This is a genomic window from Candidatus Campylobacter infans (assembly GCF_013416015.1).
GTDB classification, from domain to species: Bacteria; Campylobacterota; Campylobacteria; order Campylobacterales; family Campylobacteraceae; genus Campylobacter; species Campylobacter infans.
Genome location: NZ_CP049075.1, coordinates 1168274 through 1190638 on the forward strand (window position 1 = coordinate 1168274; position 22365 = coordinate 1190638).

Genomic DNA, 22365 nt, shown 5'->3' on the forward strand with positions numbered 1-22365 from the left:
GAGGTAGATATGAAAATACAAGCATATTCTTTACAAGAAGCTTATATGAAAGCATCAAACGAGCTTTCAAGCTCAGCAGCAGATATCAATATACAAATTATTTCAAAACCTTGTGCTGGAATTTTTGGCTTATTTAAAAAGCTCGGCGTTTTTGAAGCTACAATTACTAAAAAAAGCAACCCTCACGCCAAAGCAGAAAAACACAAAAATAATAAAGAAATAAAAAGCCAAAAAGCAAGCGAAAATAACCCAAAAGAAGCTTTAACCCAAAACGAAGCTAAAATTTTAAACACCCAAGATAAAAGCCAAATTTTAAACACACAAACCCAAGCCCAAATTTTAAACGCCAAACCAGAAGAGCCAACCACCCAAAAGCCAAGTAGCTTTAATGCTTATAATGATATTATTGACAATTTCAACACAGAAAGCAAAGAAAAAGCCAAAGCCACGCAAGAAATAGCCCTTAGCGTCCAAAATGATCTAACAAGGCTTTTTGGTGTAAGCTCATTTAAAGTCAATCCGCCAGAGGTTAGCATCTATGATCAAAACACGCTATATATTAAAATAGACGGCGAAGATAGCGCACTTTTAATAGGCAAAGAAGGCTACCGCTATAAAGCAATTTCTTATCTTTTATATAACTGGATAAACGCAAAATACGGCTTAAATATACGCTTTGAAGTGGCTGAGTTTTTAAGTAATCAAGAAAATATCATATCAACTTATCTAGCAAGCCTAACCCAGCGCATAAAAGAGCAAGGTTTTGGCAACACAAAAGTGCTTGATGGCGTGCTACTTAAAATCGCCTTAGAACAATTAAGAACACAATTCCCAGATAAATATGTAGCCATCAAAAACAACGATGAAGGCCGCTATATTGTAGTTAGCGAATTTTATAAAAAATGACAATCTTAGCAGCTGCTACTCCAAACGGCACAGGCGCCATAGCCATAGTGCGCCTTAGCGGGCCAAGGGCATATGAGCTTGCTATGATGATGATTGCCCCGCAAATTAAAGCTGGCAAAAATCTCACCAAAATAATCACAGCCCACAACCCAAAAAGCCTAAAACCGCGTTATGCCCATCTTTGCAAGCTTTACTCTCAAAATGCCGAGCTAATAGATGAGGCCATTGTGATATATTTTAAAGCTCCGCATAGTTTTAGCGGAGAAGATATTATAGAGTTTCAAACCCACGGCGGCGATGGCGTTAAAAATTTGATTATTGACGAGCTTTTAAGCCTTGGCGCAAGGGCGGCAAATCCTGGGGAGTTTAGCAAGCGTGCCTTTATAAATGGCAAATTAAGCGCAAGCAAGGCTGAGAGCATTCAGGCTCTAATACAAGCAAGAAGCACAAGCGCGGTTAAAATTTTAGCCAGAACGATGAACGGCGAGCTAGATATTTTCGCAAATGCTCTAAGGGCTGAATTGATAGAAATTTTGGCTTATTGTGAGGTTAGTATTGATTATGCAGAAGAAGATTTGCCCCCTAGCCTTTTAGCCCAAATCCACTCCAAGCTAAATAACGCCATAACAAAATTAGAAAAAATCATAGAGCTTTCATGCTCGCGCCGCGGTTTAATCGATGGCTTTAAAATCGCCATAATCGGCCGCCCAAATGTAGGCAAAAGCTCTTTATTAAATGCTTTTTTGGCTTATGAGCGAGCCATAGTAAGCGATATAGAAGGCACCACGCGAGATAGAGTTGAAGAAAGCTTACACCTTGGCTCCCATCTTGTTCGCATCATCGATACAGCAGGCATTAGAAATAGCGATGATACAATAGAAAATATAGGCATAAGCTATTCTAAAAAAGCTCTAAATGACGCTGATATTATTATTTGCTTATTTGATGCTAGCACAAAAGCCACAAATGATGATTTAGAAATTTTAAAACTTGCCAAAAACTCAAATAAAAAAATATTTTTTGTGCTAAATAAATGCGATTTGGCTATAAATTTTAATCAAGTACTACCAAAAAGCATTAAAATCAGCGCAAAAGACGATATCAGCGAGCTTAAAAGCCAAATAATTAGCTATTTAAACGCCCAAGATACTAGCGAATTACTACTAAGCTCAAATCGCCAAATAAACGCTTGCCAAAATTGCGCAAATGCCATTAAAAACGCAAGCTTTAAACTAAACGAAAATGAATTAGAGCTTTTTGCTTTTGAAATAAACCAAGCCCTAAAAGAACTAGGCAAAATCACCGCCCCACCACTTCATAGCGAAGTGCTTGATGTGATGTTTGGTTCATTTTGCTTAGGAAAATAATAAAATTTAGCTACAATCACGCCCAAAAAGGATAAAAAATGGATAAAGAAACAATCAAAGCACATAAAATCAGCGATGATGAATATAATAAAATTTTAAGTATTTTAAAAAGAGAGCCAAATTTGCTTGAATTAGGCATATTCTCAGCTATGTGGAGCGAGCATTGCTCATATAAATCTAGCAAAAAATACCTAAACGGCTTCCCCACAAAAGCCCCGTGGGTAATCCAAGGACCAGGCGAAAATGCAGGCGTCATAGATGTAGGCGATGGCTGGGCTGCTGTTTTTAAAATAGAAAGCCATAATCACCCAAGCTTTATTGAGCCTTTTGCTGGCGCAGCTACTGGTGTGGGCGGGATTTTTCGCGATATTTTCACCATGGGAGCAAGGGTTGAAGCTAGTATGAATAGCTTGCGCTTTGGCCAAATCAAAAACAAAAGCCAATATTTAGGGCTTAAAAGTAGCAAGCAAAATGATTTAGAAATTTCAAAACACCAAAGATATTTATTAAAAGGCGTAGCAGCTGGCATTAGCCATTATGGTAATTGTATGGGCGTTGCTACAATAGGCGGAGAAACTAGCTTTGATGAAAGCTTTAATGGCAATATTTTAGTAAATGCCTTTGGGCTTGGAATTTGTAAAAAAGATGAAATTTTTTACGCAAAAGCTGGCGAGGCCGGCAATGAAGTAATATATGTAGGCTCACGCACAGGACGCGATGGCTTAGGCGGCGCTGTAATGGCAAGTGATAGCTTTAACCAAACTAGCAAAAAATTACGCCCAACCGTACAAGTTGGCGATCCATTTGCGCAAAAATTACTAATGGAGGCTTGCTTAGAATTATTTAAAAAAGATTTTATCATCGGCATTCAAGATATGGGCGCAGCAGGGCTTACATCAAGCAGCTTTGAAATGGCTGGCAAAAGCGGAGCTGGTATGCGCTTAGATCTTGATAAAGTGCCTATGCGCGAGCGCGGTATGAATCCTTATGAACTAATGCTAAGCGAAAGCCAAGAGCGTATGCTAATATGTGCTAAAAAAGGTTATATTAAAGAAATTAAAGCCATTTTTGATAAATATGAATTACACGCTGAGCTAATAGGCGAGGTAACAAATACAGGGCAGATGGAGTTATTTTGGCATAAAGAGCTAGTAGGCTCTGTGCCGATTGCGCCTATTACGGAGCTTGCGCCTATTTTAGATAGACCAACATCACGCCCAAAGTACCTCGATGAAATTTCAAATTTTAACATAAACCTAATGCCAAAAGTAGATGAAAACACGGCATTTAAAGCACTTTTGGGCGATGAAAATGTGCTAAATAAAGCCTTTATTTATGATCAATATGACGCCCACATCGGCACAAATACCATCAAAATGCCAGGATTTTTAGGTGCGAGTGCTATTAGGATAAAGCAAAGTGGTGCTGCTATTGTAGTAGCTAGCCAATGCAACACAAGGCATAATTTTATAAATCCGCAAATAGGCGCCGCAGCCGCTGTGGCAAGTGCTGGGCGCAAGGTAGCTATGAGCGGAGCAATGCCCTTAGCCATTACGGATTGTTTAAATTATGGCAACCCGCAAAACCCTGAGGTTATGTGGCAGTTTGCTAAGGGCTGCGAGGGCATAAAGCAAGCTTGTAGCGCGCTAAATACGCCAGTAGTAAGCGGTAATGTAAGCTTGTATAATGAAACAGAGGGCATTAGCGTCCAGCCAACACCAACAATTGTAAATGTAGGCTTGCTAAAAGATGCCACAAAACTACTAAATAGCGTGCTTTGCTTGGATTGCGATGTGTATTTGCTAGGAAAAACTACTGGCGAGTTTGGCGGGTCGTTATACGCAAAAGTGCTTTATAATGAATGTGCTGGAATTTTAAAAGATATTGATTTTAAGGTTGAGCGCGCACTATGGGATTTAGTAATTAAAGCAAATGAAAATGAGCTTTTAGGCTTTGCAAACTCCGTTGGCAGTGGCGGTGTGGCAATTAGCCTGGCTAAAATGAGTGCTTGTGCTAATCTTGGAGTAAATGCATTTTGTAGCTTTTTAGATGATGCGTTTTTATTTGATGAAAGTTTTACTCGCGCGCTAGTGGGCGTAAAAAAAGGTAAAAATTTACAATTTGAAAACCTAGCTCAAAATTTTGGCTTAGAATGCGTAAAAATCGGCGTTGTAGGCGGCGATGAGTTTAAATTAAATAATATAAAAATTTCTTTAAACGAGCTTAAAAAAATTTATTTTGATGGCTTTGCTAAGATGATTAATGAGTTTTAATTTTATTTGCGGTGGTAAATTTTAAAATTTATGCCACCGCAAAATCCCTAAGCCAAATTTTAATTAAACTTAAAATTTTAAAATTTTTCATATTAAATTAAGCAAATTTCTTATATAATCTGCGCCTTTTTTTAAATTTAGTTGAAAGGATTTACTGTGCCAACCATCAATCAATTGGTTCGTAAAGAGCGCAAGAAAGTGATTGTAAAATCCAAATCTCCAGCGCTAAAAGAATGCCCACAAAGAAGGGGAGTTTGCACTCGTGTTTATACCACAACACCTAAAAAGCCAAACTCAGCTCTTCGTAAAGTTGCCAAAGTTCGCTTGACAAGCGGATTTGAGGTCATTAGTTATATCGGTGGTGAAGGACACAATCTCCAAGAGCACAGCATTGTGCTAGTTCGTGGCGGTCGTGTTAAGGATTTGCCGGGTGTGAAATACCACATAGTGCGCGGTGCGCTTGATACTGCTGGCGTTGCCAAAAGAACAGTATCTCGCTCTAAATACGGCGCAAAACGCCCAAAAGAAGGCGCAGCTAAGAAATAATTTAGCCTAGTTTAGCGAAAGCTTATTCATTGACACAGGTTAGGCTCTATGCTAAAACCTGAGTAAAATTAAAATTTGAAGGATTTACAATGAGAAGAAGAAAAGCACCGGTAAGGCCTGTGATGCCAGATCCGGTTTATAACAGTAAAGTCATCACTAAATTTATAAATTCCCTAATGTATGATGGCAAAAAAAGCGTGGCTACTCAAATAATGTATGGTGCGCTTAAAGCCATCGAACAAAAAAACAAAGAAGCAAAAGGCATAGAAGTTTTTGAAAACGCTATGGACAATGTGCGCCCTATAATGGAGGTAAAATCTCGCCGTGTTGGTGGCGCGACCTATCAAGTGCCTGTTGAAGTGCGCGCAGCCCGCCAGCAAGCCCTAGCCATTCGCTGGATCATAAGCTTTGCTCGCAAAAGAAGTGAGCGCACTATGATAGATAAATTAGCTGGCGAATTACTAGATGCTGCTAATTCTCGTGGCGCAGCATTTAAGAAAAAAGAAGATACTTATAAAATGGCTGAGGCAAATAAAGCCTTTGCTCACTACCGCTGGTAAGAAAGGGATAAAATGGCAAGAAAAACTCCCCTTAATAGAGTTCGCAATATCGGTATTGCCGCTCACATCGATGCTGGCAAAACCACAACTAGCGAGCGCATACTTTTTTTCACAGGTATGAGCCATAAAATAGGCGAAGTCCATGAAGGCGCGGCCACTATGGACTGGATGGAGCAAGAACGCGAGCGTGGCATTACCATCACATCAGCTGCTACTACTTGCTTTTGGAAAGATCATCAAATCAATCTTATCGACACCCCAGGACACGTGGATTTTACCATAGAAGTAGAACGCTCTATGCGTGTGCTTGATGGTGCTATATCTGTATTTTGTGCTGTTGGTGGCGTCCAACCACAAAGCGAAACAGTTTGGCGCCAAGCTAATAAATACCGCGTGCCAAGAATGGTTTTTGTAAATAAAATGGATCGCGTTGGTGCTAATTTTTTTGGTGTAGAACAACAAATAAAAGATAGATTAAAAGCTAATCCAGTGCCTATTCAAATTCCAATCGGCGCAGAAGATACATTCAAGGGCGTAATTGATTTAGTAAAAATGAAAGCGCTTATTTGGGATGATGCCAAAGGCCCTAGCCTACCTGATATTAGCGAAATACCAGCTGAATTAATGGATAAAGCACAAGAATACCGCGCTAAATTGCTCGATGCTGTGGCTGAAACAGATGATGCTCTAATGGAAAAATACCTTGAGGGCGTAGAACTTAGCGAAGAAGAAATTAAAAAAGGCATTAAAAAAGGTTGCCTTAGTATGTCATTAATACCTATGCTATGTGGCACAGCCTTTAAAAATAAAGGCGTTCAGCCATTGCTTGATGCTGTGGTGGATTTCTTGCCATCACCTGATGAAGTAGCTGAAATAAAAGGCATGTATGAAGATGGCACAGAAGTAAGCGTAGCCAACAGCGATGATGGCGAGTTTGCCGGCTTAGCATTTAAGATTATGACAGATCCTTTCGTTGGTCAGCTCACCTTTGTGCGCGTTTATCGTGGCTGTTTGGAAAGTGGCAGCTATGTATATAACAGCGTAAAAGGCAAAAAAGAACGCATTGGACGCTTACTTAGAATGCATTCAAATAAGCGCGAAGAAGTTAAAGAAATCCACGCAGGCGAAATCGGCGCGGTAGTTGGCTTAAAAGATACATTTACAGGCGATACCCTAACAGGCGAAAAAGATCATGTAATATTAGAAAAAATGGACTTCCCAGATCCGGTTATTAGCGTAGCTGTCGAGCCAAAAACCAAAGCAGACCAAGAAAAAATGGGCATAGCCTTACAAAAACTAGCCCAAGAAGACCCAAGCTTTAAAGTAAGCACAGATGAAGAAAGTGGGCAAACCATCATCTCAGGTATGGGTGAGCTACACCTTGAAATCATCGTTGATCGTATGCTTAGAGAGTTTAAAGTAGAAGCCGAAGTTGGCAAACCACAAGTTGCATACCGCGAAACCATCAAAAACTCAGTTGAGCAAGAATACAAATACGCCAAGCAATCAGGCGGACGCGGACAATACGGCCATGTATTTTTACGCATCGAGCCAGTTGAAGCAGGCAGTGGCTTTGTATTTGTTAATGATATTAAAGGTGGCGTTGTTCCAAAAGAATACATCCCAGCCGTTGAAAAAGGTTGCCAAGAAGCCCTACAAAATGGCGTGCTAGCAGGCTATCCTGTCGAAGATATTAAAATCACGCTATTTGACGGCTCATACCACGAAGTAGATAGCTCTGAAATGGCATTTAAACTTGCTGCTTCTATGTGCTTTAAAGAAGGTGCCAGAAAGGCTAGCCCTGCGATATTAGAGCCTATGATGAAGGTTGAAGTAGAAACGCCAGAAGAATACATGGGAGATGTTATCGGCGATTTAAATAAACGCCGCGGACAAATAAACTCAATGGACGAAAGAAGCGGAAACAAAATCATCACAGCATTTTGTCCTTTGGCTGAAATGTTTGGCTACTCTACTGATTTGCGCTCTCAAACGCAAGGACGCGCCACTTATTCTATGGAATTTGACCATTACGAAGAAGTACCGCGCAATGTAAGCGAAGAAATCATCAAGCAAAGAAACGGCTAATCTGGCCTGGCAGCTTGCGCTCGCAAGCTGTCTTTATAAAATCCCTATAATTTTTTTGTCCTCATAGCTCAGCTGGATAGAGCGCAAAATTCCTAATTTTGAGGCCGCAAGTTCAAACCTTGCTGGGGACACCACTTAATGTTTTCTTAAACCATTTTTACTTCTCAAAACTTCTCACAAAACGCGATTATTAGGGCATTTGCCGTTTTCTTATGTTTGATTAAGTTTTATTAAGTTATACTCTTTTTGAGAATACAGCCTATCAGGTAGCCTATCAGGTGGCAAAGCTTAAAAGGCAAAACACCGAACCTTATTTATTTATGGGTTAATTTATTTTTAAGCTTTAACCCCTAAAAGAATAATTTAAGTTAGTTTTTAAAAAGGGGATAAAAAAAATAAATGGGCTTAACAACGCTAGCAGAGTTTAAAAAACTTACACACAATCCAAAGAACAAAGATTTTACACGCATAGCACTAGACGACAACGGCAAACGCTTTTTTATTTATATTTATTACACAGGCAAAAGGATTTTTTATTATCGAACGCGCAGGGGGCAGTGGGTTAGATTAGGCGAATTCACGCAATTATTTAGCCTAGCGCAAGCGCGAGCAAGGGCGGATTTACTTTACGCCCAAGACGCGTTAAGCCCCATTGACAAAAAAGAGCTTACAGCAAAGCAAACGCGACAAACATACACCCTGCGAAATTGTTATGATGAGTTTTTTACGCAAGCCTATAAGCTTAGTGGTGAAATCGGCTCAGCTGAATATGAGCGAGCGCAACGCAGGCGAAAAAACGCTAACCGCCACATTCAAAAGTGGATTTTACAACCATTAGGGGATAAATTGTTAAGCGAGCTTAATGAGCAAGACTTAATTAACGCATTCACAAACACAAAAAATCCGCCTTGCGCCGATACTATGCGAAAAAATCTATCCACCCTAAGCAATATATTAGCACCTGCAGAGCGCAAGGGCATAATTAGCGATTGTAGTTTTATCGACAAAGCGCGCCAAAAGCTTAATAAGATACTAGAAAGCAACAGCCACGAGCCCAGAGAGCGCGCAACGCTTTTAGACGATAAAAACCGCCTAGACGAGCAAAAGACAAGCGAGCTTATAAAATGCGTGATGGGTGGCAAAATGAGCCTACACGCAAAGCTTTTGTTTGCTTTTATGATGATTAATCCGCAACGCCAAAACGAGCTTAGGCATTTGCGCGCAAGCGATTTAACGCGCGATAAAACCGCGATAAAATACCACGCCCACAACAACAAAACATCCGCGCAAGCTCTTATCCCGCTATCACCGCAAGGGCGCAGGATTATTGAGCTAGCATTGAAAATCAGCGGGGGAAAATACATTTTTAGCATTAACAATACGCCAATCAGCGATAACACGCTAAACAAGTTTATAAAAGAAAATGGGCTAAATTTTACAATGCATTCAATCCGCGCAACATTTGCCACATCAATCCAAGCCAGCGATGAATTAGGCGAAAATAGCATTTACCGCAAGAAATTAGCGGATATTATAATGCTCCACATCACGCAATCTGCGGTCGATAAAGCCTATTTTTTAGAGCAAGCCAAACAAAGCGAGCTTTTGCGTGTTTTAGAATTTTGGGCTAACAAAATAGAGAATTTGGGGCTTGATATTGACTATTTAGAACAGCAAGTAAAAGATTTGCTAAATGAATAAACCTTTTTTTTATGGGGTTGAATTAGAATTTTAATCCGTAAAAATTTTAGTTTTTTAGGTGTTTTTTAAATCCACTTAAAAAACAGCCCAAACCACGACACCATCGGCATTTGCGGGCATTTTTTTAACAAGTGGGCTTAAAAAACAGGCTAAGCACGATATAATCGGCATTTGCGGGCACTTTTTTTTGTGTTTTTTAGATTTTTAGAAAAAAGGCGGGTAAATTCTTTTGTTGATGCCTTTTTTGTCAATTTTGCTTTTAAACTTAGTAGCCCCCAGAATTTAGCCCATAAGATAAAAGCCTTTTATCTCTTAGGGGCTTAGCTAGTTGCTAGTTACATAGCTAGTTACATAGTATGTAACTAGTTTTAAAGCACGATATAATCGGCATTTGGGCTTAGCTAGTTACTAGTTACATCACACACCCCCTTAATGTAACTAGCTACCCCCTAACCTCAGCAATCCGCAAATTTTAATCATTTTATATTTATAAAAAAGCGCAGTGGGCTGAGGTTGCCACCCTAGCAAATGCCACAAGGCGATGAAATAGCAAAGGGTAACAGCCTTTTTTTATTCTATGGGCTAATCCACTCCACTAAAAAAAACGCCCTTAAATTTCAAGCCAAATAGTGATTTTTTTTCATAAAATCTCACAAAACAAAAAAAGGCTATTGACAAAATCCTTTTAAAGATTGAAAATTACGCAAAGAATATAAAACAATTTGAAAGGAGCTTTTATGAAAGCATTATTTACCACAAAACAGGTGGCGAAAGCCTTGAACATATCAAAGGCAACGCTAGACAAATACGCGATGGCGGGGGCAGACAAAAATCATCCCCTTTACCTACAATTTTCAGGCGGTAATGGAGCGTTAAGGCGTTATCCGCGCTACATTGTAAAAGCCAAATTAATAGAATTAGGCGCAAGCGAGCAAGATGCAGAGCAAACGCTCCAAGAAATTGAGAGCGCAAATGCTTAGCATTAGCGAACTCCGCGCGCGCGGGTATTTAACCCGCGATAATGTCGCGCAAATTTTAATAAATTTGGGCTACAAGCTCAGCGCGGATTATAAGTTTAAAATCCGCGATGAGCGCACGCCGTCCGCAAGCGTTGATAAAAATGGGCGCATTTGCGACTTTGGCGGAAGTTTTAGCGGGAGTATCTTTGATTTTTTAAAAGATATTCACGGATTAACGCCAAAGAGCGCAAACGAGCTTTTAAACGAGCTTTGTGGCACAAAGGACAGCAACAATCCCGCACCCTTAACTTTTCAGCCCATAGTGAAAAAATCCACGCATCCGCAAGCAAGGCAACCTCAGCCACCGCAAGCCAAGCAAGTAAGCGCAGGGGAGCTAGCCGAGCTTAACAGGGTAGCAAATGAGCTAAGCTTAAATGCGCTAGCATTATTTAACAAAGCCCACTACATAGAGCGCAAAGGCGAGCAAAGCTTTTATGAGCGTTTAAATGGCATTGATGTAGCGCGCCAAGTAGAAGCCTTTACAGCGCAATTTTATTACGGACAATCGGGGCTTTTTAATTCAACCTTTTTATCCGCATTTGCGCCAAAAGGACAAACCGCGCTAAGTTTTCTTATTCTTAGGGGCTTATTAGGTTACGATTTTAGGCGCGAGTGCTTGGCGTGGATTTTGCGCGATGAGCGTGGCATAGCTAAGGCAATAGCTTACAATCAGCGCGCGCAAGGGCTTAAATGGCTCAGGGCTAAAAACAGCGATAATAGCTTTATCCCAAGACAAATCCGCAACACGAACGCGCCTATATTCATAGCCGAAGGAGTTAGTGAGATAGCCATATTTTCATTGCTAGATTTTGATTTTATTTGCCTACAAAACATCGGCGAAATAAGCAAAGCTAGCAAAGGCACATCCGCAAATTTTAATGAACTTTTGCCAGCTCTTAAAGATAGAAAAATAGCGATTATAGCCGACAATGACGCGCTAGAACAAAACAAGGCATTAGCGGAGTTTTTAAACGCAAATGGCGCGCTAGCTACTGCTTATTATTTTTCTTTGGATGTTAAAGGCTATGATTTGCGCGACTTTACGCGGGATTATTTTGCTAGCCTGAGCTTAGCGAGATTAGAAAACGCGCTAACAATGCCCGAGCAAGAAAAACGCGCATTTATGAACGCGCTATTTAAAGCGTTGAATAAGGTGGCTTAATGAAAAGCCTAGATAAAATTTTAAAAGAGCGCAAATCGCTAGCACTAGCGGACGAGCTTTTGAAAAATTACAATTCACAAATTAATTCAATTTTGAAAGGATTTAAAATGAAAAAAGACTTTACCACGCTAAACGAAACATTAAACACAACAAAGGAGCAATTAGCAATGAATAGTTTTTTAAATAACACTTTGCCAGCAGAGAGCTTGCCAACGATTGACGAGCAATTAAAGAAATTCGGGGAAACAATAACGGGAACGCCCGCCCCGCAAAATCAAGGCGGACAGGAAATAATCGTCAGCGACAATTATACCACGAATTCGCAGATTTTGGGCGGGAATAAACAAAATTTTAAAAAAGAGAAAAAACCACCTTTAAAATTAGTTACGGCGCAAACGCTCACAGCATACACGCGCAAGCAAATCGAAAACGAAATGCCCGCAGAATTTTTAATGCCGGGCAAGTTTTTAGAGCGTGGCGCAATCACAGGCATTTACGCAAAAAAAGGCACAGGCAAAACCTTTTTAAGTTTTGCTATTATCCAATATATCCTACTCCACAAAAAAGATTATAAAATTTTAGTATTTGATGCGGACAATTCAGCAAAAACACTAAAAGCACGCGGACTTTTAGAACTAATGGAGCTTTATGGCGAGCGGTTAAAAGTTTTTGGGAGCAAGCTTAACTTTACTAATGCAAAAGGCGAGCAAGAGAAAATAAAACCGCGCGAGCTTTTAGCGCATTTAGCACAAAGCTATGATTATGAAAACGCGGATTTAAGCGAAACAATAATTATCTTAGATACCGCACGCAAGTTTATCAACGGCGATTTAAACAGCGATAAAGTGCTAGATGTGGAGTTTTTTGAGCCATTGGAGAGCTTGCGCGCGCAAGGCGCAACAATTATTTATTACCACCACACAACCAAAGGCAAAGGGCAAGATTTAGATGGCGATTTAATATGTAAAAATAGCGGTGGCTTTGCTGACAATGGAGAGAATTTATTTGAATTAACGCGCATTGACGAAATAGACGGCATAGCCACAATGTCCCTAAAAGTAACGGACTATGGCAAATCGCGGGACAAATTCGAGCCAATCGCCTTTACACTGCCAATATCACCAGAAACAATGGCTGGGGCAATAAAAAGCCAAAGGCAAGCTTTTCAAATCGCAGATTATGGCGTTGCCGCGCTTAATGACGGCGGGGAAAAGCAAGAAATGAAAGATGCGCTAATTGAAAGCTTAGCAGGCGGAAAAACTCTTAAACAAAACGAGCTAAGGCAAGCTATGAAAGCATTGTTAAAAGATATTGGGGCTAGCAAAATATTAAGTTTTATTAATGAATTTGGGGGCTACTTATGCGATATTCAAACAGCAGACAAGAACGCAAAGCTCTACACGCTTAAATCCACATCCACAGCCAAAATCTATGAATTAGACTAACCACATCCACAGCCCGCAGAATTTAGCCCATAAAAGAAAAATTGCTTTTTTGGGCTAATTCATTTACTTTTTTATTTACTTTTTTATCCACAATCCCTAGCTCTACACAAAAAAACTAAAAAACAGGAAATAAAATACCTTGAAATAATGAAATAATAATCATATCCTGTTTTTTAACCTACTTTTTAAAAAAAATACCTTGAAATAATGAAATAATCGCGCGCATTCAGTTTTTTAAGTGGATTTAAAAAACAGCTAAAAAACACAAAAATAAAATAAAATCTAGCTTAAATCATTTGTTTTTTATTTAGTTTAGAATAGCCTGTGATTTTTTCTATTTATGGGCTAGCTCAACCAAGCTCCACACCACTTTACTAAACTTTTAATTAGCAAGCTTTTAAAATCGCATTTAAGCCACCTAGCAAGCACGCTAAGCGCGATACGCTAGCAAGGCAGGGGGTAAGGGCGGGCAAATCTCTAAGAACTTTTAAACGCCACACCGCGTGGGGAGTTTTCATTTTGCGCGTGGCAATTTTTTAAAACCCCTTTTGTATTATCTAGCACTTGGCAAAATCTAGCTTTTATTTGCTTTTAGAATAACCTGCGCTTTTTTCATTTTATGGGGATTTTTAAGGCAATTTTAAAAGTAATATTTTAGAATGTTTAGCGTGTAAGATTTTCAAGCTTTAAAAATCGGCATAAGCATACACCGAACAAATAGCAAAAAATGAGCTTATAAGGTAGCCTATCAGGTAAAAAAAGCTTAAAGCCGTCAAAGCGCGATAAATAGGTAGTCGGCTAGAAAAAATAGGTGTATGCTGGGGACACCACTTGTAAATTTTAAATTTGCTTTAAAATTTTAAACTTTGCCTTATGGCTCGCGCGAATTCTTAGCTGATTAAAATTTGCCTTAAATTTTATGCCAAATTCTCAGCTGATTAAAATTTTAAAATTTGTTTTAAAACTTTAAAATTTGCCTTTAATTCGCGCTAATTAGCCCAAATCTGCCCTTAAATTTTAAAAATTTCAAACAATTTATAAAAAAAAATTTAATAAATTTTACAAAAAAATTTCATCAAAAAGCTAAACAAATTTTTACTCTTACCGATATGGCATTTGTTAACACGAAGTTAAACATCAAATTACACGCAAGCAGCGTAAGAAAGGTGCAGAATTTACCCGCGAATTTCGCTAAAAAAGCTCTAAAAGCTCTAAAAGCTCTAAAAGCTCTAAAAGCTCTAAAAGCTCTAAAAGCTCTAAAAGCTCTAAAAGCTCTAAAAGCTCTAAAAGCTCTAAAAGCTCTAAAAGCTCTAAAAGCTCTAAAAGCTCTAAAAGCTCTAAAAGCTCTAAAAGCTCTAAAAGCTCTAAAAGCTCTAAAAGCTCTAAAAGCTAAATCACGCTAAGTTCAGCTCCAAATAAAAGGAGTCCCAATGGGTTTTCGTATCAACACAAACATTTCGGCGATGAATGCTTATGTCAATTCATCATCAACCAGCAGAGCGCTTGATGAGAGTATCTCAAAGCTTAGCTCAGGTCTTAGGATAAACAAAGCAGCAGATGATGCCTCAGGTATGACCATAGCTGATAGCCTAAAAGCCCAAGCAAGCGCGCTAGGCCAAGCCATAGCAAACGGCAATGACGCAATAGGCATTGTTCAAACTGCCGACAAAGCAATGGACGAGCAATTAAGCATTCTAAATACAATTCGCACCAAAGCAGTTCAAGCAGCACAAGATGGCCAAACCTCACAATCACGCGAAGCTCTACAAAGCGATATTTCAAGACTACTTGAAGAGCTTGATAACATAGCAACAACTACTAGCTTTAATGGCCAACAGCTCTTAAATGGTAACTTCTCCAATAAAAATTTCCAAATCGGCGCATATGCTAACCAAACAGTTCAAGTTTCAATCGGTGCTACTGCTAGTGATAAAATCGGGCTTACTAGGTTTGAGACATCGGGCTTTATGGCGTTTTCGACAGCTGCAATAGCTTCTGCTTCCCTAACACTTAGTGGCATAGATGGCTATGGCGAATACAAATTCCAAGATATATCAAAAGAAGAAATGCAAAAAGATGGGCTTAAAGCCATAGCTGATAGAATAAATGGCGTGAGTGATTTAACAGGCGTGAGCGCAAAGGTTTTAAACACTATTACTTTTACAGGCGTGGTTCAAGAAGGCACTATAAATGGGCTACAAATAAATGGTATAACAATAGGCAAGGTTGAAGTAAAAGCAGGCGATAGCAATGCTGTGCTAATAAATGCCATAAATAAGGTAAAAGAACAAACAGGCGTAGAAGCTAGCAGAAAAGATGGTAAATTAACCCTAACAGCAAGAGATGGTAGAGCTATTAAACTAGAATTTAGTGCTGCAAGTAGCCAAATAGGCGCGCTTTCAGCTTGTTTTAGCGAAACTAGCGGTATGACAATTTTAGGTAAATTAACCCTAATCCGCCAAGATGCTAGGGATATAGTAGTTAAAATAACTGGTGGCGGTCAAGCATCTAAATTTAGCATATGTAAAAATGATGGCTCTGATGGCGCAATGAGTGGCGCAGTAGTTAGCAAAACTAATCAACAAACCGTAAGTCTAGGTAATATGAATAGTGGCATATTAAGCTCAAGCTTAGCTGCTGCAATGGGATATTTTGGTGGTGGTATAACAGCTAATGACCAACTCAGTGGCGTAACCACATATTACGGCGCGCAGGCGATGATTAGCATATCCGAATCAGCCCAAAAAGCCCTTGATAGAATTCGTTCAGATCTAGGCTCCGTTCAAAATCAGCTACAATCAACCATAAACAACATCAGCGTAACCCAAGTAAATGTAAAAAGCGCAGAAAGCCAAATCCGCGATGTGGATTTTGCCACAGAAGCAAGCAATTTCAACAAATACAACATCCTAGCCCAATCAGGCAGCTACGCGATGAGCCAAGCAAACACAATCCAACAAAATGTTATGAGATTGCTACAATAACTAGCTTTTAAAGCTTTAAAAGTTTTAAAAGATTTAAAGACTTTAAAAACTTTAAAGGGCGGGCATTGCGCCCGCCCCATCAAAGCAAAAAGTTTAAATCCCCCCAAAAATTTTAAACACTCAATAAATTTTAAAAATAATTTTTTATAAATTTTAAATCTTGGCAAATTTTAAAAATCCACTAAAAATTTTAAAAATAATGTTCATAAATTTTAATGATTTTTAATAAGTAAATTTTAAAATCTTGGAGATTTAAAATTTGGTTATTTTTTGCTAGCAAGAATTAAAAATATCTAAGCAACAAAGGCTTAGCAGGGCTGAAATCGCCCCGCCCGTCCTAGCGTTGAAGCAATATTATCTCAATTTTAGCGCCAAAAACGCTAATTTTAAGATATAATACCACCTTAGGACGCTTGTTTTGCTTTCGCATACAAGATCCTTTATCGTTTATTTGCCTCCGCCAAAGCTTCGGCGGCGGCATTATATCAAAATTTTAAGCTACTTTTAAAAAATTTCACAAAACTTAAAAAGAATTTTTATAAATTTTAAAAGATGAAAAATCCAAGCAAATTTTATTATAAAATCCAAGAATTTTAAATCTTGGCAAAAAGTTTAATGAGTTTTAAAAAAACAAATTTTAAATAAGCAAATTTTAAAATTTCAAGCAAGTAGAGTTTGAGAGGTTGCGGAGAATGCCAAACGCAAACTCCGCACAATAAATTAAGCTAATTTATAATTTTGAATTAAATTAAAATTTAAATATTTATAAATTTGGCTTTCTTTGCCAGCTAGTTTTGCTGGGACGATTTTCATATATTCATCGACACTTGGCAAGCGACCTAGCATAGCACAAACTGCTGCTAGCTCGGCTGAGCCTAGATAAACTTGCGCGCCCATACCCATGCGATTATCAAAATTACGCGTTGATGTAGAAAACACCACGGCATTATCGCGCACACGGGCTTGATTGCCCATACATAGCGAGCAGCCTGGGATCTCCATTCTAGCGCCAGCTGCGCCAAACTGCGAATACACGCCCTCGCTTTTAAGCTCTGCTTCGTCCATTTTAGTAGGTGGAGCTATCCAAAGGCGCGCTGGCACTTGACCCTCGCCTTGTAGCACCGCACCAAGAGCGCGGTAATGCCCAATATTTGTCATACAAGAGCCCACAAAGACCTCATCGATATTTTTTGGTCGTTTTGGATCGGCTAAAATTTCGCTTAAAGTCGCCACATCATCAGGATCATTTGGGCAAGCCAAAATCGGCTCTTTTATTTCGTCTAAATTTATTTCCAAAATAGTATGATATTTGGCGTTTTTATCGGCTTTTAAAAGCTCTGGTTTTTCTAGGAATTTTTGCATTTTTTCTTTACGGCGTAAAAGGGTTTGCTTGCTTTCATAGCCAGCTTCTACCATCGCATCAATTAAGGCGATATTGCTTTTTAAATATTCTATAACAGGCTCAGTATTTAACGCCACAGTACAAGCTGCCGCACTGCGCTCAGCGCTAGCATCGCTTAATTCAAAGGCTTGTTCTACTTTTAAATCAGGTAAGCCCTCAATCTCTAAAATCTTGCCAGCAAATACATTGATTTTATTTTTCTTTTCAACGGTTAAAAGCCCTTTTTTAATGGCGTAATAAGGTATAGCATTTACCAAATCGCGCAAGGTTATGCCTGGTTGCATTTTACCGCTAAATCTTACTAGCACGCTTTCGGGCATATTTAAAGGCATTGAGCCTAGCACGGCCGCAAAGGCTACTAATCCGCTACCTGCTGGGAAGCTTATGCCAATAGGAAAGCGTGTGTGTGAATCGCCGCCAGTGCCAACAGTATCAGGCAAAACCATACGATTTAGCCAGCTGTGAATTACTCCATCGCCTGGGCGCAAACTCACGCCACCACGGCTAATCATAAAATCAGGCAAGGTTTTATGCGTTAGCGCATCGCTTGGTTTAGGGTAAGCTGCTGTGTGGCAAAAGCTTTGAAGCACGAAATCCGCGCTAAATCCTAAACTTGCTAACTCTTTTATCTCATCTCTTGTCATAGGGCCTGTGGTATCTTGGCTACCAACTGTGGCTGTAATAGGCTCTACATACATACCAGCTCGCACACCTTCAAGCCCGCAAGCGCGCCCGACCATTTTTTGTGCTAGCGTGTAGCCCGCGCTTTCATCGCTTTGTGGCTGAGCTGGTTTAATGAAAATATCCTCAGCACCCATTCCTAGCTCAGCTATTGCTTTATTACACAAACTTCTAGCGATGATTAGCGGAATACGCCCGCCTGCTTTTATTTCGTCTTTTAAAGTATTTGGAGTAAGCTCAAAGGTTTTTATACAAGAGCCGTTTTTATGGATCTCGCCTTTTAGCGGATATATGGTAATCTCATCGCCCATTTCTAAGCCATCTACATTTACAAGTATAGGCAAGGCTCCGCTATCTTCATTGGTGTTAAAGAAAATTGGCGCAATGATTGAGCCAAGAATTACGCCACCGGTTTTTTTATTTGGAATGCCCGGGATATCGCGCCCGATGTGCCATTGAATTGAGTTTGTAGCACTTTTGCGTGAGCTACCAGTGCCTACTACATCGCCTACATACACCACTTCGCGCCCTGTTTTTTTAAGCTCGGCAATTTTTTCTATGCTACCTGGTTGGCGTTTAATTAGCATTGCGTTTGCGTGTAATGGTATATCTGAGCGCGTAAAAGCATCGCCTGCTGGGCTTAAATCATCGGTGTTTGTTTCGCCTGGAACTTTAAAAACTACGGCTTCGATTTTTTCTGGGATATCTGGGCGAGATTTAAACCAGCTAGCATCCGCCCAGCTTTCTAGCACTGATTTTGCGTACTTGTTGCCCTCTTTTGCTAATTTTGCTACATCATTAAAATAATCATGCACAAAAATAGTATTTTTTAGCACATTTGCAGCTTGGCTTTGGATATTTTCATCATTTGAATGCAAACAGGCAATTAGCACAATCACGCTATAACCGCCAAGCATAGGTTCAAGCATTTTAATAGCCGTGCTTTTATCTATTAGAGGGCAGTTTAGATTATGGTTGATTATTTCATTTAAAAACTCTGCTTTTACCTTTGCGCCATCATCAACGCCAGGATTTACACACGTGGCTAAAAGCTCGACTAATTCAGGCGTTGGCTCGCTTTTTAAAGCCTCGCATACTTGTTGTGTTTGTTCTTTACTAAGTGCAAGTGGTGGTATGCCAAGTTTGGCTCGTTCGGCTTTATGCGCGTTATACTCGTCAAAAAAGCTCATTTTTTATCCTTTGTGTAAAAATTTTTGGCGGATTTTAGCAAAGTTTTTATAACAAAAACAAAAAATATTTAGCTAAAATTTTATTTTAACTTTTTTTTAAGGATTAAAATGCAAACAATTTATCAAAGCCCCATTGGTAAAATCATACTTAAAAGCAGTTTTGGCAAGCTAAATGAGCTTAGATTTATCGATGAGCTAGAATGCTCTATGCTAAAAGCTAGCAAAAGCTGTGATAGTAATACTTTACTAGCATTAAAAGAACTTGATTTATATTTTAATGGCAGGTTAAAATTTTTTAAATGTGAGTTTGAAATTTTAAATGCTAGCGCCTTTGTGATGGCGATATATCAAGCATTGCTTAAAGTAAAATACGGCCAAAGCACGACTTATAGCGCGCTAAGCCAAAATGCTGGGTATTTGCGCGCACAAAGAGCTTGTGGCAACGCGCTAAATAAAAACCCTCTTGCAATCATCATTCCTTGCCATAGAGTGCTGGCTAAAAGTTCATTTGGTGGCTACGCACAAGGCTTACAAAGAAAAAAATTTTTATTAGAATTAGAAAAATCTAAGATCTTACAATAAAGGTAAAATTTTATAAATTTAGCATTTAAACGCCCAGCAAAATTTCTAGCATTTTATAAAAAATTTTAAAATTATGGCTATTTGGCATAATTTAAATAAGCCGCGCACACGCGCTAATTAGCGCGCTTTGAACGATCTTGCTAGATTAATAGCAATTAAGCCATATTTTTGAGCTTAAAACTAATCTTGGGCTCTTTTGCTAGCAAATAAATAAAAGCCTAGCGAGCTTATAAGCACAGCCACGCCAGCGATTAAATAAACGGCATAAAGTATATCATTTGGGCTAGTTATGGCAAACTTAAACACAAGCATTAAAGCCTCAATAGCAAGTGCGATAATAATCGAGCCTAAAAACCTCACCATCGTGCGCGCTACGCCATTTTGGCGTTTTTTCTCACGCCCTAGCACCTCTTCATCCACAATGGCTCTAACCAAATCAAAAATAGCAAGCGCAAGCGTTAAAATAATCGTGCTTTCAAACATTTTGGAAATATCAATTTCGCTAAGATTTTCTATAACCAAGCTTGTAATGCCAAAATAAAAAAGCACGCTCACCACGCCAAAAAGACCTAGCGCAAATAACGAATATATCACGCGTGTAAAGTTTTCAAAAATATGCGCTAGCATACTTGGTGAAATCATTTTTAAGATATCTTTAAGCGAAATATCCATACAAACTACAAATTTTAATTCACCATTTTCATCATAAATTGGCTCGCTCGCCGTAGTGCAAAGCTCGCCTGTAAGGCTACTAGGATATGGATCGCTCAGCACGCAACGCCTCTCACGCACGGCGCGGTAATAATACGCCTTATTTGCGCGGTTTGCGCCATTACCGGTGATTTTTGCTTTATCTAGGCTGATATTATCACCAATTTGAACGCCATCAGCACCCAAAATATAAAAAGCATCAAATTTTTCAATCTCATGTGCGATTTTATCAAACCCTGATTTTATCGCATTTAAACTCACGCCCGGCAATTTATTTGGAATATTTCGCTCAAATAAATAAGCCAAATAAGCCCTTGCGTTATAGCGGATTTGGGAAAAATTGTGAATGTCTTTAATTAGCATTTGAATCCTTAATTTATTTATACTTAATTTCTAGCGCAAATTTTATATTTAAAATTTTAATTTATTTGCTAGCTGTTTAAAAAACTCAGCTTGGTTTTAATTTCTAGCGCAAATTTTAAACTTGAAATTTTAATGCCCAAAAGCTTTTAGCAAGTTTTATATTTAAAATTTCAAATCTATAAACTCTTTAAAACTTCTTTAAATGCCTTATCTAGCCTTTTAAAGCCCTTTTTCATCTCATCTTTGCTTATGTTTAATGGTGGCAAAAATCTAAGCGTGGCCTTGCCTGATTTTAGCACAAGCACGCCGTTATTTAAAGCAGCTTCAAAAAGCAAACTCAAATGCTCACTTTTATGTAATTCAAGCCCGCACATCGCGCCAAGTCCGGTGCGCGCTTTGATTAGTGTTTTGTATTTTTTGGCTAGTTTATCAAGCTCTTTTGTAAAATTTTCAATCATCTTATCTATTTGTCCGCTTTTTTTAAGGCGCAAAAGCTCGCCAAGAGTGTAATTGCCAGCGCTAGTTGCTAAAAAATTACCCCCAAAAGTGCTACCGTGATCGCCCGGGCTAAAAATATCATATTTACTAGCACACGCCCCAATTGGCACGCCTGCGCCCAAACCCTTAGCAAAGGTGATTATATCGGGGCTAATGCCATAAAGCTTGCTAGCTACAAACTCGCCCGTTCTATACACGCCACATTGAACCTCATCAGTAATTAATAAAATATCATTTTCTTTACAAAATTTTGCTAATTTTGCTACTTCTTTTAGCTCTAATGCGTGTATCCCGCCTTCGCCTTGAACCAGCTCTATTATCACGCCAGCCGTGCGCTCGCTAGCATTTTTAATAATCTCATCTATACTATCATAATAACTAAACCCATCAGGAAAAGGCTCAAAATGGCTTGGATGAAATTTTTCTTGGCCTGTTAGTTTAAGCGTGGCTATTGTGCGGCCGTGAAAGGAATTTGCTAGCGAAATAATTTCATTTTTACCTTTTGGCGCGCCGTATTTTCTGGCTAATTTTATAGCGCATTCATTTGCCTCAGCCCCTGAGTTTGCAAAAAACACATAATATTTAGAGCCTAAAAGCTCGCAAATACGCTCCCCAAGCTCATTTTGGGGCGCAATTTTATAAAGATTTGAGCTATGAATTAGCGTGTTTGCTTGCTTTGAGATAATGCGCGCAAGTCCCTTTGGCGCGTGTCCTAAGCTACAAACCCCAATCCCTGAGCCAAAATCTATAAAATCCCTGCCATCATCAGCTATAAGCGTGGCGCCATGACCTTTTTTAAAGCCTAAATCAACCCTAGCATAATTATTCATAAGCATTGCGTATCCTTTGAAAAAATAGGCAAAATGCTAGCAAATTTTAAAATAAAT

17 protein-coding genes and 1 tRNA gene are annotated in these 22365 nt (G+C 39.1%); 14 read left to right on the forward strand and 4 right to left on the reverse strand.

The genetic code is table 11. The features are described 5' to 3' along the window. Window positions 1-9: 9 nt before the first annotated feature. The 11 genes from CINF_RS05890 (at window position 10) to CINF_RS05940 (ending at window position 13067) form a co-directional block, all read left to right on the forward strand. Window positions 10-906: a Jag N-terminal domain-containing protein gene (locus tag CINF_RS05890; RefSeq protein ID WP_179974849.1), complete on the forward strand. Its 897-nt coding sequence runs from the start codon at window positions 10-12 to the stop codon at window positions 904-906. Beyond that, window positions 903-2273 carry a tRNA uridine-5-carboxymethylaminomethyl(34) synthesis GTPase MnmE gene (gene mnmE / locus CINF_RS05895; protein WP_179974850.1) on the forward strand — a complete coding sequence of 457 codons (1371 nt, stop codon included), beginning with the start codon at window positions 903-905 and terminating at the stop codon, window positions 2271-2273. Before CINF_RS05890 ends, mnmE begins: the two co-directional genes overlap by 4 nt. Before the next feature lie 38 nt (window positions 2274-2311). Beyond that, window positions 2312-4546: a phosphoribosylformylglycinamidine synthase subunit PurL gene (gene purL, locus CINF_RS05900; protein WP_179974851.1), complete on the forward strand. Its 2235-nt coding sequence runs from the start codon at window positions 2312-2314 to the stop codon at window positions 4544-4546. 156 nt (window positions 4547-4702) lie between these two features. Then, on the forward strand, window positions 4703-5092 hold the full coding sequence (rpsL, locus tag CINF_RS05905; protein ID WP_178696987.1) for a 30S ribosomal protein S12: 390 nt from the start codon (window positions 4703-4705) through the stop codon (window positions 5090-5092). Window positions 5093-5181: 89 nt separating this feature from the next. After that, complete coding sequence (rpsG, locus tag CINF_RS05910) at window positions 5182-5652, forward strand: 30S ribosomal protein S7 (protein ID WP_178696986.1); 471 nt, start codon at window positions 5182-5184, stop codon at window positions 5650-5652. Window positions 5653-5664: 12 nt separating this feature from the next. Next, on the forward strand, window positions 5665-7740 hold the full coding sequence (gene fusA, locus CINF_RS05915) for an elongation factor G (protein ID WP_179974852.1): 2076 nt from the start codon (window positions 5665-5667) through the stop codon (window positions 7738-7740). Between the two features lie 57 nt (window positions 7741-7797). Beyond that, window positions 7798-7874, forward strand: a tRNA-Arg gene (locus tag CINF_RS05920). Window positions 7875-8139: 265 nt separating this feature from the next. Beyond that, a complete protein-coding gene (locus CINF_RS05925; RefSeq protein WP_179974853.1) occupies window positions 8140-9441 on the forward strand; it encodes a tyrosine-type recombinase/integrase in 1302 nt (433 codons plus the stop codon). A gap of 737 nt (window positions 9442-10178) precedes the next feature. Continuing rightward, the gene (locus CINF_RS05930; RefSeq protein ID WP_179974854.1) at window positions 10179-10421 is read left to right on the forward strand and encodes a hypothetical protein; all 243 of its coding nucleotides are present in this window, start codon (window positions 10179-10181) and stop codon (window positions 10419-10421) included. After that, a complete protein-coding gene (locus tag CINF_RS05935; RefSeq protein WP_179974855.1) occupies window positions 10414-11622 on the forward strand; it encodes a hypothetical protein in 1209 nt (402 codons plus the stop codon). The genes CINF_RS05930 and CINF_RS05935 overlap by 8 nt, the downstream gene beginning before the upstream one ends. A 107-nt stretch (window positions 11623-11729) precedes the next feature. Further along, on the forward strand, window positions 11730-13067 hold the full coding sequence (locus CINF_RS05940) for an AAA family ATPase (protein ID WP_179974856.1): 1338 nt from the start codon (window positions 11730-11732) through the stop codon (window positions 13065-13067). Window positions 13068-13453: 386 nt separating this feature from the next. Here CINF_RS05940 and CINF_RS09105 read toward each other — a convergent pair whose 3' ends face one another. Further along, a complete protein-coding gene (locus tag CINF_RS09105) occupies window positions 13454-13585 on the reverse strand; it encodes a hypothetical protein (RefSeq protein WP_275690504.1) in 132 nt (43 codons plus the stop codon). A gap of 591 nt (window positions 13586-14176) precedes the next feature. Between CINF_RS09105 and CINF_RS05945 the strand changes: the two genes are divergently transcribed. Further along, entirely contained in the window at window positions 14177-14470 is a 294-nt protein-coding gene (locus CINF_RS05945; RefSeq protein ID WP_179974857.1) for a hypothetical protein, read from the forward strand. Between the two features lie 27 nt (window positions 14471-14497). Next, window positions 14498-16051 carry a flagellin B gene (locus CINF_RS05950; RefSeq protein WP_179974858.1) on the forward strand — a complete coding sequence of 518 codons (1554 nt, stop codon included), beginning with the start codon at window positions 14498-14500 and terminating at the stop codon, window positions 16049-16051. A 720-nt stretch (window positions 16052-16771) separates the two neighbouring features. On the opposite strand, the gene CINF_RS05955 is transcribed toward CINF_RS05950, so the two are convergent. Beyond that, a complete protein-coding gene (locus CINF_RS05955; protein ID WP_179974859.1) occupies window positions 16772-19324 on the reverse strand; it encodes a bifunctional aconitate hydratase 2/2-methylisocitrate dehydratase in 2553 nt (850 codons plus the stop codon). A gap of 108 nt (window positions 19325-19432) precedes the next feature. Here CINF_RS05955 and CINF_RS05960 point away from each other — a divergent pair, with 108 nt between their 5' ends. Then, on the forward strand, window positions 19433-19906 hold the full coding sequence (locus CINF_RS05960; RefSeq protein WP_179974860.1) for a methylated-DNA--[protein]-cysteine S-methyltransferase: 474 nt from the start codon (window positions 19433-19435) through the stop codon (window positions 19904-19906). A gap of 180 nt (window positions 19907-20086) precedes the next feature. On the opposite strand, the gene CINF_RS05965 is transcribed toward CINF_RS05960, so the two are convergent. Next, window positions 20087-20980, reverse strand: coding sequence for a PDC sensor domain-containing protein (locus tag CINF_RS05965; RefSeq protein WP_179974861.1), 894 nt, complete (start codon window positions 20978-20980; stop codon window positions 20087-20089). 176 nt (window positions 20981-21156) lie between these two features. Then, window positions 21157-22314 (reverse strand): aminotransferase class III-fold pyridoxal phosphate-dependent enzyme, encoded by a 1158-nt coding sequence (locus CINF_RS05970; protein WP_178695271.1) that lies wholly within the window; start codon window positions 22312-22314, stop codon window positions 21157-21159. Window positions 22315-22365: the final 51 nt, after the last annotated feature.